This window comes from Microcoleus sp. CAWBG27 (genome assembly GCF_020883145.1).
Taxonomy (GTDB): domain Bacteria; phylum Cyanobacteriota; class Cyanobacteriia; order Cyanobacteriales; family Microcoleaceae; genus Microcoleus.
This window is the reverse complement of sequence record NZ_JAHREU010000011.1, coordinates 35,028-51,138: the sequence shown is the minus strand read 5'-3', so window position 1 is coordinate 51,138 and position 16,111 is coordinate 35,028. Positions and strand designations below refer to the sequence as shown.

Below are 16,111 nucleotides of genomic sequence, written 5' to 3'. Positions count from 1 at the left end.
AATAATATTTAAATTACGGTTTAAGGGTTATTTAATCTTTTGGTTAAATACCAAGCAATATATTGGCAGTACGGACTATACTTGCCTTCTGCATCCTTGCTACTCAGTTCTTCTACTTTCTTTTTGATAGCTTCCTTTGACCAAGTTTTATTGGAAAACTTTTTATTTAATACGTGAATAATAACATCTAAAGCTATTTTACGATTATCTATAAGATTTTGGTGATTCAGATTTAAAATTTCATTTAGTTCACGATTAATAGTTTCATCATCAGATGCAGATAATAATTTTCCAGTTGAACTATATTTGATGTAATGTTCACAATTTTTATTACTATCTGCTGGATTAAGAGTTATTGTATAATTGATATTCTTTCCTTCGTAATATCCCTTTCTTGCATTACAATGAAAATTTTTTAATCCTTTACCTCTATTACCAGTGCAAGAAGCTAGTAAATTTTTGTAGTCTAGTTGTAACTCTGGATAGCAATTCTCGTTTTGAGCTTTGTTATGTTCAATTTCCATATCATCTATAGATATTCGTTGCATACAATAACAACAAATATAACCTTGTTCTTCCAATAATGCCTTTTTTAAAGGTTCTTTTGGACGATAATTATCATATTTTGCGTCGTTTGTTTGACGATATTGTAAAAGACATGGAGGTTCAGAACCTTTGATAATACGTTTCATTCTACCCTGTTTAAAAAATCTATAAGTGTATAAGCTCTTACTAATTCTGGATCGTTATTTCCCAATAATTCAGATAACTTTTGTAGTTCTAGTTTAGCTTCCTCTAAGTTATCATTATCTATCATTTCAAAACATTTGTCTATTCTTTCCTGCATTTTTACAGGTCTTTTTTCTACACCCATAACTTCAAACAGAATTGAATTACTGTCTCTCCCAAAAGTGTGGGGTGTAAATTCTAGTATTTTTGAATCTTCTAAAATAAATACGTTTTCTCGGTTGACTCCACTCAAGACTTGGGGTGAATGAGTTGTAACAATAAACTGACAATTTGGGAAGGTTTTTCTAAAACTGGGAATGACAATTCTTTGCCATTGAGGATGTAAGTGTAAATCTATTTCATCAATTAATATTATTCCTGTTCCTTTTTCTAGTAATTCTGAAGGATTTGTAATACTAGGATTCAATATTGCTAACCGTCGCGCAATGTCAACTACTATCATTAGTAAAGTTTTTTCACCGTCAGAAAGTTGATCTATTTTAAAGTTTTCACCATTTTTTTTAATAACTAATGAAGGTTTACTTAAATGACGAATACCACCTTCTCTACTAGAACTTACACGTACTATATGTAAATCTGAAAACTCGGTATCAGGAAAGCCTTCTAAAAATGTTTCTAATGCTTTTCTCACAATTTCTAGGTTATTATTTCTAAAATCAATATTTTCTCTTAATCTAATTTCATTCTCATATTCTTCTTCTTCTTTAAACCACTCGAAGAAATCTCTAAAATCAGTTATAGTACTTGTGGAAGCTCTATAAGCATCAAATTGATTTGTGGCTATATATTTGCCAGATGAAGAGTTTATTACTATACGTTGAGTTTGATAATAAACAAATATTGGTATACTTAAATCAGGTTTATCTTCAAGGTCTTGAAGAATCTGAACAGCATACTCTTTAATTGCTTCTGTGTTATTTGAATGTTCTCCGTATTTAAAACGTATGATATTCCATGATAGCGTATTATTGGAGTCAATAACAACACAAATATTATTGAAGGTCATATCTGAGTTGATATTAATATCATCATCCCTTAATCCTTTTCCTTTGAATCCTTGTGAATCTTTTCGTCTAAATGCAGATACAAATTGAGATAAAAGTATAGCAATACTATCTAAAATAGATGATTTACCTGAACCGTTAGATCCAATGAACACAGCCAAATCAGAGGGAAGTGTTAATTTAAGTTCTCGAAAACCTCGAAAGTTTTGTAAATGTAGTTCTTCAATACGCATAATTATAATTATAATTATAAAATAATTGTAAATTTACAATACCAAGAAGATGTTACTTATTCTTCCACCTTTAGATAATTTAATAATTACCTCATCCGTTCTCTGTAATCACCGTTTTTAATGGTTTGTCCCAAGTATCTACCGGGAGTTGAGATAAATAAGTCAAGCCGTAGGGTGTGTCGCCATCGACAATCCTTCATCAACAGCGACAATCTCATGGCGACGCACCTGTTTTTTTCCAGAGATGAGGAAACAAACCCAAAATTTTGGTAAGGTGCGTCGCTACTCGAAAAGTCAATTTTTATTGACAGATTTTTGCAAGGCCACGCACCCTACGGCTACAGCTTTGAGGTTAAGATGGCAGTCTTTCCTCGATCGCAATATAAGGAGCACCGTGAGTCCCCGTATAGATTTGAGTCGGGCGGTAAATGCGGTTTGTCTCTAGCTGTTCCTTCCAGTGGGCAAGCCAACCGGCAACTCGGGCGATCGCAAAAACTGGTGTAAACAAGTCCGTCGGAATTCCCATTTTCCGGTAAACCAGACCAGAATAGAAATCTACATTAGCATAAATTCCTTTGTGAGCCAATTTCTCTTCAACCACTTCTTCCAACTTGACAGCAATGTCGTAATAATCGTCGCGGCCGAAGTTTTCAAATAACTGTTCTGCTAACCCTTGGAGAATAGTTGCTCTCGGATCTTTCACCTTGTAAACGCGGTGGCCGAACCCCGTGATTTTGTCCTTATTTTCAATGCACTTCTCGACAAAAGCCCGCACGTTTTCTACCGAACCAATTTGCTCCAACATCTCAATCACTTCTTCATTCGCCCCCCCGTGCAGCGGCCCCGCCAAAGTGCCAACTGCTGAAGCAATCACCCCGTAAGGATCTGTGAGCGTCGAAGCTGTTACCATTGCCGAAAATGTAGAGGCATTGATTGTATGTTCGGCGTGGAGAGTCAGACAAGTGTCAAAAATGCTAGCTAACAGCGGATCGGGTTCTTGTTCGTTGAGCATATACAGAAAGTTAGCCGAGTAGTTCAAGTCATCCCTCGGCCGCACCGGGTCATTACCCCGCCGCATTTGCTGGAAGGCTGCTACCATTGTGGGAATCTTAGCTAGCAGCCGCACTACAGCTTCTCGAATATATGCTGGATTAGCCAGAGCTCGGCGCGAGTAAAATAAACCTAAAGCCGCTGCTGAAGCTTGCAGGGCATCCATGGGATGTCCTCTTTCGGGAAAGCATTTCATCATGTCGCGGATGCGATATTTGATCCGGCGGTGATAGCGAATTTCATGCTCGAAAGCTTCTAGTTCTTCCTTTGTTGGAAGTACACCCCAGATTAATAAATATGACGTTTCCACAAAGGAACTTTTGAGTGCTAGTTCCTCGATGCTAATCCCGCGATATTCCAGCACCCCATTTTGTCCATCTACGTAACTAATACTGGACAAGGTGGCGGGAACACCTTCTAAGCCTGGTTTGAATTCGCCGACGACCATTGCGATACCGTGTTGTGTGAGTTGAATCTAATCAAATTACATTAGCAGAAAGCAAGATCGTGTCACCGTCTCGACCAAGAATAATTCGATCGCGACTCAGGCACTCCGCCGCTCAGAAACGGGATTTTTCAACCCAGTTATCAATCGCACCGCTAGATATTTTCGCCCCTCCCACCCGCTTTCTGCGCCCGAAAATCTGGGTTTAAGAGGGCGATTCGCCGTTTCTAGGAGAGCAAAAACTTGGGCCCAGTCAGCCAGAACATTTGGCTGCGGCCGACTGGGGAGCCAGTTTCGGGGAGAATTAAGCCGATGATACCTGCTTTTTTGACAATCAGCGCGTCGTGCGATCGACCCCAAAGTAAAGTTTCAGCCCAATTGCCCAAATCTGGTTGGTGGCCCACTAGGGCCAAGCTGCGGTTCCCTGTTTCCTGCCACTGCTTGTACCACCTCAGCCAGTCCCCGATGTCTCCTGAAGGTGCGAGGGGGATGGATTCTTCTATTTTGGAACTCAGACCCGCTGACAGCAGGATTTGGGCGGTTTGTGTGGCGCGCAGTAGGGGACTGGTAAGAATCAGATCGAACTGAATTTCGATCTCGTACAGCCGCTGGGCGATTTTTCGGGTTTTACGATCGCCCTCTTTAGTTAGGGGCCGTTCCTCGTCTGTATCATATTCTTCGGGTTCCGCTGCGATGCCGTGACGGACTAGGTAGAGATGCACTGTCGCTGTCCTTTTTGATAGTTTTGCGATCGCACTTTTTTTGAGATTTGGTGCGATCGCATTTTCGCCCTATTCATTGTACAACTGCCTTACAATCCTGCGCTGTCGTCAGGTTTACTTCAAAAGTACGTTAAAGGTACGTTGTTGCGCTTTAGCGCTCTATTAGTCTAAAATAGAGCGCTAAAGCGCAACAACGTACTTTTTTTGTATAAAAAATATGAATAAACCGAATTCTTTAGCGATAATCCGACAAAAACTTTCGAGGGATATCTTATATAACTATTTGTTCATTTAGTGAATATCGATTAGCAATTAGCAATCACCCATGATTAGACATACTTCTTCTTTTTGAGAAGGGCTATAAACTTTTTCAAAAAGATGAAGTATGAGTATTATTGAACTTTTTGCTGCGTCGGCGAGCTGAGTGTACCATCACCACAAGGAGGCTCAAGCCCAACAACGTACCTTCTCAAAAAGATGAAGTATAACTGTTATTGGAGTTTTTGGTGCGTCGGCGAGCTGAGTGTAGCATCACCACCAGAGGGCTGAAGCCCAACAACGTACCTTAGTCTTGGAGAGAAAGGCTATACAAACTTTAACGATCGTAAACTGGATTATCGGTAGGACTAATTAAACTCATTAATTTTTGCTTAATTTGAGAATCGAATACTTCCCATTTGTGCCTTGCATAATCGCTATTCTCATTTCCACCCGAAAGAAATCCTACCGGAATTTCAAAACCGCCCGCTTGACTTCTTCCACCGCCAAAAAAGCGTCCTTGAGCATCTTGACCGAAGGCTTCTTTAATAAATTCATCGGGGTCAAGAGTCAGTTTGTTCGTTCGCAGCGATCCGATTACTACTTCGATTTCTTCGTCTTTGTCGTGCACAATTGCGTAGACAACGGCTGTATGTACGTTCTCTTCTGTTACCAAAAAGTCCGCTGCTTGGGGAATGGAATCTCGATCGTCATAGCGGAGGTAGCCGATGCCCGCGATCGAGAAATTGTTCTTGACGATGCGGTGTTTGAGCGATCGCTCGATCGCATCCATCACCCATTTAGAACGAGACGACTGTAACACCGCATTCAGCAACTGCGGGTCATAAAATCGGCTCAAATAAGCCGCAGCTAAAAAGTCCTCCTCCTGTGCTTGTCTGAGGGCATTGGTATCCGATCGCAAACCGTGCATCAAAGCCGTAGCACACTTGACGTGCTGGCTGACACTACCGTCAAAAGCCACCATTCCAGCCTGCAAATACTCGGTAAAAATCGTGGCTGTAGCGCGGATATCCGGACGCAAATCCGTAAATTCTGCGTTCATTTCCCCCTGCAAACTGTGGTGGTCGATTACTGCTGCGATCGGGACTCCAGCCCCTAAAATAAACTCAGTTAAGTTACAAGTCGTACCTTGGTTGTCGATAAAAACGCAGCCCTGATACGCCGACAAATCCTTCGTTTTTGTTGTTTCCAGCGTCCACCGCTGCAACGGTAAGCCTGTCAATTTAACTAAGGCAATATTTTCTTGGTGGCTGAGGGCGCCGGCGTAGATAATCTCGCATTGAATATCGTACTGTTCGGCGATTAATTTGTAAGCCCAAGCGCTCGAAAGTGCGTCGGGGTCGGGAAAATCTTGCAATAATATTAACTGGCGATCGCCTCTGTGCCGATCGAACATTTGGCGCAATTGCTCGATTTTGCGATCGAGTAATTCCCCGCGCAGACTGGCGCGATCGTCTTCCGAAGCAACTTCGGCTTTGCTGCGCCGTTTCCCAGGTACACTCGCGGATGGTACAACCTCAGCTTCGTGGTTGTCAGATACTTCATCTGAATTGGTAGGCTGGTGGTCTTTCATTGTTAAAAATACACAATTTAATTCTTTCAGGATTTGCGCGCCAAAACCAATTAAACCCGGTTTCTTTGTAGATGCCGCGCTGTCAAACCCAATATTCCTTAACAGAAACCGGAGTTAAGAGTCTTTACTATTTAACTTTTCAACTCAAAACTATTGGCCCGACGCACTCATGGCGCCACGCCTGCAACTCAAAACTTCCGCAAAAAACCCCCGCGCTTTCTTGCGACAGGGGTTTCAAAGGCCGATTACATATTTTTGCCATTCTTGGTGCATACCACTCTTAACGTGCCTAGTCACTTCAAAATAAAGACCGCTGTGAGGTTTCCTGGGCGGATACCGCAGCAGCATTCCTGCTTCTTTCGGGGTGCGACTGCCTTTATTGACATTGCAGCGCACGCAGGCGGTAGCGAGGTTTTCCCAACTTTCGCCTCCCCCGCGCGATCGGGGAATGACGTGATCCAGGGTCAAATCGTCCCCGGTGTAGCCACAGTATTGACAAGAGTGGGCGTCACGGTGCAAGATGTTCCGGCGGGTAAGCGGAATATCCTTATAGGGAACTCGGACGTAATGCCGCAGTCGAATCACAGTTGGTAGCGGGAAGTTTGGCGCAATAAATTTCCCGTTATGTTCTACCTGTTCTGCTTTTCCTTTCAGCAACAAAACTACCGCTCTTCGCCAATTGGTGATGTTGAGCGGTTCGTAGGAGGCATTCAGCACCAGAACATTGCCCATTGTTGATTATTAAAGAGAAGATTTTTATTGATGCTAACACAGGTTCCAGTTTAGGGGGGCGGACTGAGGAAGGACGGGGCGATCGCCAAAAACGGCTAAGAACCTTACCTTTACCCTATACCTTCGCGATCGAGCCCCTGCGATCGCACCTATTTTTTGCCACAGCCTTTGTCAGCGAGGGATTTTGGGTGGGTTTTGGTCTGGATAATGGCAGTATGGGCGATCGTCTCGCCCGGGCAACGCTTACGGCAAAACTTGACAGAATAATTTTTATTTTTTTCCCTAAATGCCTAATCTTCCCGGCAAGCAGCAGTCTAACTTTTTAGAGTATTAGTAACCATAAATGAAAAAGCTTATTACCGCCCATGAAATTTCGGCTTTTAAAGTCAGCTTTTAGTGTGTCAATTATTGCCATTGCAGCTCCGATTTTAGCAAACAGTCAGGCTTTTGCCCAAACTCCGTCATTTTTCTGTGGCGCTGCTGGTGGCCGCCCGGCCACAATTGCTGTCCAACAAGGCAAAAATATTCCCGTTATTCTGTGGGTAGCTGATAACTATTTCAATGAATCAGGAGAAGACGCCATTACTCGCTGCACCCGAGTCTCGGGAATTCTCAACAACTCGCAAGGCCAAGGAAGCTGGGACAATATTCTCACAGCAGGTGCATCTGGCAGCGGTCAACTAATTATTTGTGCAGCTAATCCTCAAGACGGTTCCTGTAGATTATTATATCAAGTCCCAAAAGGGCAAAATCCCGAACAAGCCAGACAAGAACTTTTAAGAAGAGTTAAAAATCCTAATGTAAGTGTTTCGCCTGTCAAGGTAAATTGATATTTATCAGTTACCCAACCCGTAATTCAGGTTTGTAGTAAGGACTTTAGTCCTCCGATTTTAAAGAGGAAGGACTAAAGTCCTCACTACGAACTAATTGGCAGGTTTGTAGTGAGGACTTTAGTCCTCCGATTTTAAAGAGGAAGGACTAAAGTCCTCACTACGAACTAATTGGCAGGTTTGTAGTGAGGACTTTAGTCCTCCGATTTTAAAGAGGAAGGACTAAAGTCCTCACTACGAACTAATTGGCAGGTTTGTAGTGAGGACTTTAGTCCTCTGATTTTGAAAGGGAAGGACTAAAGTCCTCACTACGAACTAATTGGCAGGTTTGTAGTAAGGACTTTAGTCCTCCGATTTTAAAGAGGAAGGACTAAAGTCCTCACTACGAACTAATTGGCAGGTTTGTAGTAAGGACTTTAGTCCTCTGATTTTGAAAGGGAAGGACTAAAGTCCTCACTACGAACTAATTGGCAGGTTTGTAGTAAGGACTTTAGTCCTCCGATTTTAAAGAGGAAGGACTAAAGTCCTCACTACGAACTAATTGGCAGGTTTGTAGTAAGGACTTTAGTCCTCTGATTTTGAAAGGGAAGGACTAAAGTCCTCACTACGAACTAATTGGCAGGTTTGTAGTGAGGACTTTAGTCCTCCGATTTTAAAGAGGAAGGACTAAAGTCCTCACTACGAACTAATTGGCAGGTTTGTAGTGAGGACTTTAGTCCTCTGATTTTAAAGAGGAAGGACTAAAGTCCTCACTACGAACTAATTGGCAGGTTTGTAGTAAGGACTTTAGTCCTCCGATTTTAAAGAGGAAGGACTAAAGTCCTCACTACGAACTAATTGGCAGGTTTGTAGTGAGGACTTTAGTCCTCTGATTTTGAAAGGGAAGGACTAAAGTCCTCACTACAAACCAATTGGCGCATTGTACACCTTACTTGCAGATAGTAGAAACCCTTCTCAAATACTCCGGTTGACTGCTGAGAAAATCGCAGCTTTGCTTCAACAATTCTTCCAACCCTTCAACCTGCCTCAACCAGACAGTACCATTACTTCCAGCTACAGCAATTTGCTTGCCATCTCCACTCCAACCAACACTAACAACATTCTCCTCAAAGGTAAATTGAGCAACCGGGCGCCCCGCTAAATTCCACAGCCGCACAGTCTTATCAATTCCCACAGTAGCCAGCCTTTCTCCGTCGGGACTAAAACTAATTAATTTCGCATCTAAATGCAAGGTTTCAAATTCACTAACTAATTCTTTGGTTGACAGATTCCACAACCCGACTTTGCCGTTTAATGTTACTGTAGCAAAGCGATACTGCTGTTCATCTGGACTGAAACTGATACCAATTGCCTGCACCGGCAGCGTTTTTTTTAGTTGTCCCGACAAATCCCAAACTCGCACTGTAGATTTGCCGTCTAAAGTCGTCAAAAAATCGCCACTAGGGCTAAAATTCACGCTTCTCACTAAACCATTGTGACCGGGAAGCTTCACGCTAGATGAGATTGATTGTGATAGTTTTGACAAGTTCCAAATTGCCGAACTGCTATCGATTCCTGCTGCCGCAAATAACTTTTCTGTCGGACTAAAACTAATACTGTTAACAGAGCCTTCAATTCCTTTCAACTGAGAAATCTTTTTCCCTGACAAATTCCAGAACTTAACTGTGCTATCGCTTCCGGCAGTCGCTAAAGATTTACCATCTGGGCTAAAGCTTACCATATTCACTGACTGCTGTAAAGCTTTCCATTCAGCAACTTTCTGCCCGTAAAAGTTCCAAATTCTCACTCTATCGTCTATTCCTGCGGTTGCCAAAATCTTACCATCGGGGCTGAAACAGATGCTGGTAACAGCACCTGTATGAGCTTGCCAATTCATCTTTCTTGGTGGAAGTGATGGTGCTTTAATCTGCTGTTTTTTGCTAATTTCGTCAAGAATAACTTGTAAGGCTAACAGCGGTCTAGTTGCAGGATATTGTTCGAGATGTTGTTTGTTTTCAACAAATGTTCTTAATTTTTTCCCAGAGGCGATCGCCCTCAGTAAAGCTTCCGATAAAGCTTCGCTGCTCTCATTTTTTTGAGATACTGCCAACAGTAAAGCATCGCTGCCATTTTGTTCGATTTCAATACTTGCTTGTGCTAGTTTAAACCGCTGGTAAGCGAGAGTTGAAAAGCCGATCGCCCCAATCAACGATCCAACCAGTACCGCCGAACCGATTCCGATCCACAGTTGGGCTTTTTGCTTGGCTGCACCAGCTTCACTCAAAGCTGTTTCGGCATCGCGCGCCGCTTTTTGCGTTTCTAGTTTAGCTGCCAGCAGCAGTTGATTTTGGTCGCTCAAAATCAGTTTTTGGCTGGCTGTCAAAAATTGAAAGTCTTCGTTTCTCAAACTTTTGTCTGCCGCCCAAACCAATGCTGATTGCAAATCTTCGCCTCGCAACAGTTGGGAGTCATCTTGAGAGTTAGAATTCAGCCAGACTTTGATGGCTTCGGAGTAAGGTAAGAGTTTTTCTAAGTTTTTGGCGATTAAGTCTTGGTTAAAGACAGCTTGATAAATAGGATTAGAAATAGTTAATTTTTCCCGGCGCTTGACGATTAATCCGCTTAATCGCAATTCCATTTGTTCCGCACTACCATCGGGGACGATTTCAACTTGCTGTAAAATTTGCTGATACAATCCGAGTCTTCTGACAATCCGCTGGTTTTCTCGAAAAAGCCGATCGCGAATTGTGGACAAATGTTCGGGAACATCCTGAGATTCCCAATTCTCCACAATCTTCAACCGTACCACTTCCTCAACCCACTCTTTGGGATTATTGACTCGCTCTTGCTCCCCCCCTTGACAAGGGGGGGCTGGGGGGGGTGCATTTTCAAAGGGATTTTGAATGCGCTCTTGCTCCCCCCCTTGACAAGGGGGGGCTGGGGGGGGTGCATTTTCAAACAGCAGTTTGCACAACTTTTGAGTCAAAAACGGTTGCCCGCCCGTCCAATACAAAACCTCTCTCAAAACTTCAGCAGAGCGGTCTGTCAGCTCTGCCAACCCCGCTGCTAGCGGTTGAGCTTCTGTTTCATCAAAACCAGTTAATTCGATCGCCCTACCGATATTAAAAGGCGTGTTGCTGCCCAGATTCTTGTCGCGGCACAAATCCGTCGGCGATGCTACACCTAGGAGAGCCCACGTTAGGCGATCGAACTCCGAGTTATTGGCGCGCTTGTTGTAGCACGATCGAATTAGGGCTAGGAAATCATCGGCGGGAAAATCCAGGGCGAGAATGCTGTCGATTTCGTCGATAAAAATCACAATATTGGTGGAAATATTGGCTAACAGTACGGTTTCGATGAATTCGCTCAATCTTTGCACCGGAGTTAAAAAATTGCGATCGCGCCACCAAGTCCGCACGTTGACAATATCCGACAGATTAAAGTTATTTTCGAGAATGCGTAGCAACCCAGCATACCACTGTTCGGGAGTCACGCCGCGGTTGCCAATTTCCGAAATGTCGATCGCAGCACAAGCAATTCCCTCATTTCTCAGTCGCTGAATTGTCCGCACCTGCAAGCTAGATTTGCCCATTTGGCGGGAATTCAAAACATAGCAAAACTCCCCCGCCTTCAATCCGTTATAAAAGTCGTCGTCTGCTTGACGCTTCACATAATTCGGAGCATTATTTGTCAGACTGCCACCGACTTGATAGTAACTGGGTTTTGCGGTAAAATTCATATAATTCATTTAATTCATTCGGCGGTTGAAACCGCGTCTACACGAACGAAGTCGGCCTTCGCCGACTGAGGAATGTAATTAAAATTTTGGATGATATATTGTACCATAATATAGCATGAAAACAGATTGGATTGGATATCACCACGACAAAGATAAGTTAAGGACGGAAATTTGGTCTTTACTGAAAGATCAAACCGCATCTGTTGGCGATTCTTTTGGTCATATTCCCAATTTTGTCGGTGCCGAGTTGGCGGCTGAAAAATTGGCGAGTTTACCGATTTGGCAACAGGCGAAAACGATTAAATGCAATCCCGATGCGGCGCAAATTCCAGTGCGGATGCGGGCTTTGCAAGACGGAAAACGCCTGTATATGGCTGTACCGCGCTTAACAGACGATCGCTGTTTTGTGGAGTTAACAGCCGAGGATTTGCAGAGACAAAGTGTATCTATTGCCGAAAGTGCGATCGCTCGTAAAGCCCTCACTTGCGGAAAATTGGTCAGTTTTGCAGAAATGGAGGCGATCGACTTAGCAATAGTCGGCTGTGTAGCGGTGGCGCGCAACGGGGGAAGAACCGGCAAAGGTGCAGGATTTGCCGATTTGGAGTTGGCGATGCTGACAGAATTCGGGTTAGTAGAAATCGATACGCCGATTGTGACAACAGTGCATCCTTTGCAAATTGTAGAAGATTCGCGTTTGCCGATGCAGGCTCACGATTGGGCGCTGAATTGGATTGTGACTGCCCAGGAGGTAATTGAGACTAATACAACTTATCCGCGTCCAACTGGGTTAAACTGGGATAGTTTGCGATCGGAACAGTTGGAACAAATTCCGATTTTGCGAAAGTTAAACGAACCGCGAAGGCGCGAAGGACGCGAAGAAGGAAGAAGAAGGTAATTTTATAATATATCTACTTTGCAGCCAAAATGCGCCACATAACGAAAACAGTAAAACCTAGATAACCAAACACAGTTATCCAATCTAGCCAATTGTCGGAAGTTATCAAAAAAATGTCGTCCATGGGATGTTTTAAGCTGAAAAGATGTAAATTGTGATTTTTCGTTGGGTGGGGGCGGGTTTATGAGATTGTCGGTTTTAGGCCATTATTGTCGGTGAATCCGCCCCTACAATATCTGGAATTATATGATACCTAATTGCTCAATATTTTACCCGATCTAGCCAATTATCGGAAGTTATCAAAAAAATATCGTTCATGGGATGTTTGAATCTAAAAAGATGTAGATTGTGATTTTTCGTTGGGTGGGGGCGGGTTTATGAGATTGTCGGTTTTACGCAATTATTATTGGTGAACCCGCCCGTACAATATCTGGAATTATATGATACCAGTTGGGTGGGGCGGGTTTATGAGATTGTCGCTTTTAGGCAATTATTGTCGGTGAACCCGCCCCTACAATATCTGGAATTATATGATACCTAATCGCTCAATATTTTACCCGATCGCGCTTAAGTGCGATCGAAAATATTGTCGGTACAACTCGCACCTAGGCACGCACTCGTTTCCCTGCAATTTCACCAACCCCAAACTGTCCAACTTAAACGCCTGAATCGCCTTTAATTGCACCCCAGAATCCGCCGCCGCAATCTCTCTCATCCCCGCAGCTAATTCTGGATATTCTTCTAAATTCCACAGTTGGCGGCGCAAATGGTCGCTGTAAATTCCCGCATCGGCGATCCTCTTCGAGGGCTTCGCTAACGCACTTTCTTTTAATTCATCAAGTGTCAAATCACCTCGCGAAATGTGATATAATGCAACTCGCACTAAATATGGATGACCGCCCACAATTGCCATCAGTTGCTCAACTTCGGCATCTGACCAACTTAAATTGTGCCGCGCTGCTAAATCTTGGATTTGCTGGTGGTTGAATTCGGGCAAGTCTACGGGTAAGCCGACGTTGAAGGGCGATTGATTGATATTCATGGGGATGTAAACTTCGGTGGAGTGAACCACAATTAACCGCAGTTTTTTCCAGATATCCCGCCGCTTCGATTCTTCGTGCCACGCCCGCAGCAGTCCCAAAAAGTCTTCGGCTATGTCGGGATATTGGAAAACGCGATCGATCTCGTCTAATCCTAAAATTAGAGGACTGTCGATTTGGGGTAAGATGTATTTTTCAAAGTAATCTTTGCAGTTGACTTTGCTGCCAAAAATATCGTCCCAATAATCGTCTAATTGATTGGCTAAGTGCAATTCGCGCCCGACGTAAGCGCAAAACCATTTTAAGAATTTATCTAAGTTGGCGAATACACTTTTATCTACTAACTGAAAAGTTAGCGGTACTGTGCAATAACCTTGACGGGTTCCGTGATGCAAAATTCTTGCCATCAAGGATGTTTTGCCCATTTGCCTCGGTGCTTTGATTCTAATTAAGGCGCTGGGCTGTACAATAGTTTGATAGCAGCGTTCTTCTATGGGCGGGCGTTCTACATAAAATTGAGAAGCGACATCGACTTGTCCTCCCGGTAATTCCGGTTCGGCGGCGGGTAGAGGTATTTCGTCGCTACTAATTTCTAATATTTGTTTTGCTCTAAAATCTTCCGGTTGTTCTTTGACTGGTGCGGGAGTTTCTGCTAGCAATTTCAACACTTCTTCGATCAAAATTGGAGTGTCGCCGTCCTTTTGCCATTCCCTCTGTTCGATTCGGTACAAATAGCCCCGCAAATCGTGGTTTAGAGGTACGTTCAAGGGAAAACCGACGCGAATTGGTAAAATTATTGGTTTCTTGTCAGGACGCGAGTCTTGCAGTTCTTTGGCTTGCTGAACTTGATATGTCAGCAGTTCGCTTTGGCTGACTGTTGGCGGCAATAGCAATAGCAAATAATCGCATTCTTTGAGGAAGTAGTTTATGCGATCGAACCAATTATCTCCCAATCTAATATTATTTTCTGCGGTGAAGACTGTATGCCCGATCGCACTTAAGGCTGTTTCTAGCTGTTTTCCCAACTCGCGATCGGGTTCGGCGCTGCGATAACTCACAAATACTTTAACACTTCTGTTGCTGCTGGCGGTTTCCCCGGCAACGGGTAAATTGTCCGACTCAGCGACATCTTCGGCATCGTCTAGTTTAGCCGATCGATGGTCGCCATTCGTCAGAGTCAGCTCAAACGCCGCGAACAACTGTCGCAGTTTGCTGAGATCCGCACCTTCTCTACCCTGCTTAATTTTGCTGACAGTATCCGCGCCAACGCCCGACTCGGCCTCGATTTCCGTCAGAGTACCTCTAATGTTATATCGGTCAGACCATTCTTGGAGCGCCTCATTAAGTTTCTTTAAGCCAGGGGCTGTGAGAATTCGACCGCGATCGCGTTTTGACTTGAGCACTTCTGTTGCACTGAAATGGGAAGGAATCTAGGAACTTTAACACCTTAAGTTCCTATTTTAAGCGATTTTAAGGGAGATAGTCAGCCCGCCGGAATTTAAGTAATTTTACTTGTAGAGGGTTTTTAGGCGATCGACTTTCTCAAACTCTGTCCTGATAACGGCTTCAACCTGTGAATATATTTGAAAAGAAAAAAAAATCTTAACTCCCCAATCTCCCCTGCGAGCAACCACTGATTTTTTTTAGAGTAGATACATCAAGGAAAACCCAGGAGCATCACCATGAACAAAATTCTACACCGATTGGCAATGGCCGCCTTAGGAACTGCTTCAATTGTGACAATTAATACACTTAATAATTTAACAGAAGCATCGGCCGCTGGTAAATTTGACCAACCGCAAATTCATCAGAATACGATTTTTCCAATTGCTGTCCCCCATCAGTTGCATAAATAGCATAAATCCATTTATTTCATTCAGGAGAATTTATGAAGTCTACACTTTGCTCGCCACAATCTACCGCTACAGAATCTAACTCCGTTGATGCTGATGCGATCGATGCCTGCACTGCATTAGCGTGGGTTGAATTGGTAGCCTTAGATAACAGCGCTCTCACGGGTGATGATTGGCTGGTGCTGTGCGATGATATTGATAGCGGGGAAATCTACCGCGGCTGGTTTCTGTGGCACGATCGCGAAGTTAGCGGTAATTGGGAAGCTTACGACCATTTGAACGATCGCCGATTTGTTGCCAAAAGCCAAGTTTTTGCCAAAAGTGCGATCGACTCCATCGAAGATGCCAGAAATCGCGCGATCGCACAACTAGAATTTGTACTCTAACACAAATACAACTCGCGCCGAGGAAACAATAATTCCCGACTGAATGAACTTTCCGATCTACGCAAGACGAGAATAAACAGGTTTAATATAACCGGATGCAATATAATTCCCGGCAACCAAATATTCTCAAAGAAAATAATAAAAATTACGGGTGCAGGCGTATGTAGTTGCGCTTGGGGGCTCTTTTAAAGCGCAACTACGTACCTTTTATGACTCTGGTATGTTGTTGCGCTTCAGCGCTCTTTTGAATATATAAGAGAAGAGCGCTTAAGCGCAACTACGTACCTTTTATGACTCTGGTATGTTGTTGCACTTCAGCGCTCTTTTGAATATATAAGAGAAGAGCGCTTAAGCGCAACTACGTACCTTTTATGACTCTGGTATGTTGTTGCACTTCAGCGCTCTTTTGAATATATAAGAGAAGAGCGCCCAAGCGCAACTACGTACCTTTTATGACTCTGGTATGTTGTTGCGCTTCAGCGCTCTTTTGAATATATAAGAGAAGAGCGCCCAAGCGCAACTACGTACCTTTTATGACTCTGGTATGTTGTTGCGCTTCAGCGCTCTTTTGAATATATAAGAGAAGAGCGCCCAAGCGCAA

At 43.5% G+C, this 16,111-nt stretch carries 13 protein-coding genes; 5 read left to right on the top strand and 8 right to left on the bottom strand.

Annotation, left to right across the window (positions count from 1 at the left end):
* Positions 1-20: 20 nt before the first annotated feature.
* From QZ938_RS08970 to QZ938_RS08945, 6 genes are all read right to left on the bottom strand, one after another.
* Positions 21-692 carry a retron system putative HNH endonuclease gene (locus tag QZ938_RS08970; protein ID WP_293148545.1) on the bottom strand — a complete coding sequence of 224 codons (672 nt, stop codon included), beginning with the start codon at positions 690-692 and terminating at the stop codon, positions 21-23.
* Entirely contained in the window at positions 689-1,987 is a 1,299-nt protein-coding gene (locus QZ938_RS08965; protein WP_293148543.1) for an AAA family ATPase, read from the bottom strand. The genes QZ938_RS08970 and QZ938_RS08965 overlap by 4 nt, the downstream gene beginning before the upstream one ends.
* Positions 1,988-2,339: 352 nt before the next feature.
* Complete coding sequence (locus QZ938_RS08960; protein ID WP_293348848.1) at positions 2,340-3,485, bottom strand: citrate synthase; 1,146 nt, start codon at positions 3,483-3,485, stop codon at positions 2,340-2,342.
* A 224-nt stretch (positions 3,486-3,709) separates the two neighbouring features.
* Entirely contained in the window at positions 3,710-4,204 is a 495-nt protein-coding gene (sixA, locus tag QZ938_RS08955; protein WP_293337671.1) for a phosphohistidine phosphatase SixA, read from the bottom strand.
* Positions 4,205-4,799: 595 nt separating this feature from the next.
* The gene (locus QZ938_RS08950) at positions 4,800-6,056 is read right to left on the bottom strand and encodes a bifunctional oligoribonuclease/PAP phosphatase NrnA (RefSeq protein WP_293148537.1); all 1,257 of its coding nucleotides are present in this window, start codon (positions 6,054-6,056) and stop codon (positions 4,800-4,802) included.
* A 234-nt stretch (positions 6,057-6,290) separates the two neighbouring features.
* Positions 6,291-6,788, bottom strand: coding sequence for an HNH endonuclease (locus tag QZ938_RS08945; RefSeq protein ID WP_293148535.1), 498 nt, complete (start codon positions 6,786-6,788; stop codon positions 6,291-6,293).
* On the opposite strand from QZ938_RS08945, the gene QZ938_RS08940 reads away from it, so the two are divergent.
* Both QZ938_RS08940 and QZ938_RS08935 read left to right on the top strand, forming a co-directional pair.
* Positions 6,788-7,114 carry a hypothetical protein gene (locus QZ938_RS08940; protein ID WP_293348845.1) on the top strand — a complete coding sequence of 109 codons (327 nt, stop codon included), beginning with the start codon at positions 6,788-6,790 and terminating at the stop codon, positions 7,112-7,114. The two genes, QZ938_RS08945 and QZ938_RS08940, sit on opposite strands and share 1 nt — an antisense overlap.
* Positions 7,115-7,153: 39 nt before the next feature.
* Positions 7,154-7,618, top strand: coding sequence for a COP23 domain-containing protein (locus tag QZ938_RS08935; RefSeq protein WP_293148529.1), 465 nt, complete (start codon positions 7,154-7,156; stop codon positions 7,616-7,618).
* A 928-nt stretch (positions 7,619-8,546) separates the two neighbouring features.
* Here the strand turns inward: QZ938_RS08935 and QZ938_RS08930 are convergent.
* On the bottom strand, positions 8,547-11,336 hold the full coding sequence (locus QZ938_RS08930) for an AAA-like domain-containing protein (protein WP_293363306.1): 2,790 nt from the start codon (positions 11,334-11,336) through the stop codon (positions 8,547-8,549).
* A gap of 115 nt (positions 11,337-11,451) precedes the next feature.
* On the opposite strand from QZ938_RS08930, the gene QZ938_RS08925 reads away from it, so the two are divergent.
* Complete coding sequence (locus QZ938_RS08925; RefSeq protein ID WP_293348839.1) at positions 11,452-12,231, top strand: 5-formyltetrahydrofolate cyclo-ligase; 780 nt, start codon at positions 11,452-11,454, stop codon at positions 12,229-12,231.
* Between the two features lie 553 nt (positions 12,232-12,784).
* Here the strand turns inward: QZ938_RS08925 and QZ938_RS08920 are convergent.
* Positions 12,785-14,674, bottom strand: coding sequence for an AAA-like domain-containing protein (locus tag QZ938_RS08920; protein ID WP_293348836.1), 1,890 nt, complete (start codon positions 14,672-14,674; stop codon positions 12,785-12,787).
* Between the two features lie 279 nt (positions 14,675-14,953).
* On the opposite strand from QZ938_RS08920, the gene QZ938_RS08915 reads away from it, so the two are divergent.
* Positions 14,954-15,127, top strand: coding sequence for a hypothetical protein (locus tag QZ938_RS08915; RefSeq protein ID WP_293148524.1), 174 nt, complete (start codon positions 14,954-14,956; stop codon positions 15,125-15,127).
* 32 nt (positions 15,128-15,159) lie between these two features.
* On the top strand, positions 15,160-15,510 hold the full coding sequence (locus QZ938_RS08910; protein ID WP_293148522.1) for a hypothetical protein: 351 nt from the start codon (positions 15,160-15,162) through the stop codon (positions 15,508-15,510).
* Positions 15,511-16,111: the final 601 nt, after the last annotated feature.

Bases quoted from the DNA above. Each gene is read 5' to 3' on its own strand.
- QZ938_RS08950 (WP_293148537.1), bottom strand. From the start codon at position 6,056: ATGAAAGACCACCAGCCTACCAATTCAGATGAAGTATCTGACAACCAC.
- QZ938_RS08960 (WP_293348848.1), bottom strand. From the start codon at position 3,485: ATGGTCGTCGGCGAATTCAAACCAGGCTTAGAAGGTGTTCCCGCCACC.
- QZ938_RS08930 (WP_293363306.1), bottom strand. From the start codon at position 11,336: ATGAATTTTACCGCAAAACCCAGTTACTATCAAGTCGGTGGCAGTCTG.
- QZ938_RS08970 (WP_293148545.1), bottom strand. From the start codon at position 692: ATGAAACGTATTATCAAAGGTTCTGAACCTCCATGTCTTTTACAATAT.
- QZ938_RS08965 (WP_293148543.1), bottom strand. From the start codon at position 1,987: ATGCGTATTGAAGAACTACATTTACAAAACTTTCGAGGTTTTCGAGAA.
- QZ938_RS08945 (WP_293148535.1), bottom strand. From the start codon at position 6,788: ATGGGCAATGTTCTGGTGCTGAATGCCTCCTACGAACCGCTCAACATC.
- QZ938_RS08915 (WP_293148524.1), top strand. From the start codon at position 14,954: ATGAACAAAATTCTACACCGATTGGCAATGGCCGCCTTAGGAACTGCT.
- QZ938_RS08910 (WP_293148522.1), top strand. From the start codon at position 15,160: ATGAAGTCTACACTTTGCTCGCCACAATCTACCGCTACAGAATCTAAC.
- QZ938_RS08935 (WP_293148529.1), top strand. From the start codon at position 7,154: ATGAAATTTCGGCTTTTAAAGTCAGCTTTTAGTGTGTCAATTATTGCC.
- QZ938_RS08925 (WP_293348839.1), top strand. From the start codon at position 11,452: ATGAAAACAGATTGGATTGGATATCACCACGACAAAGATAAGTTAAGG.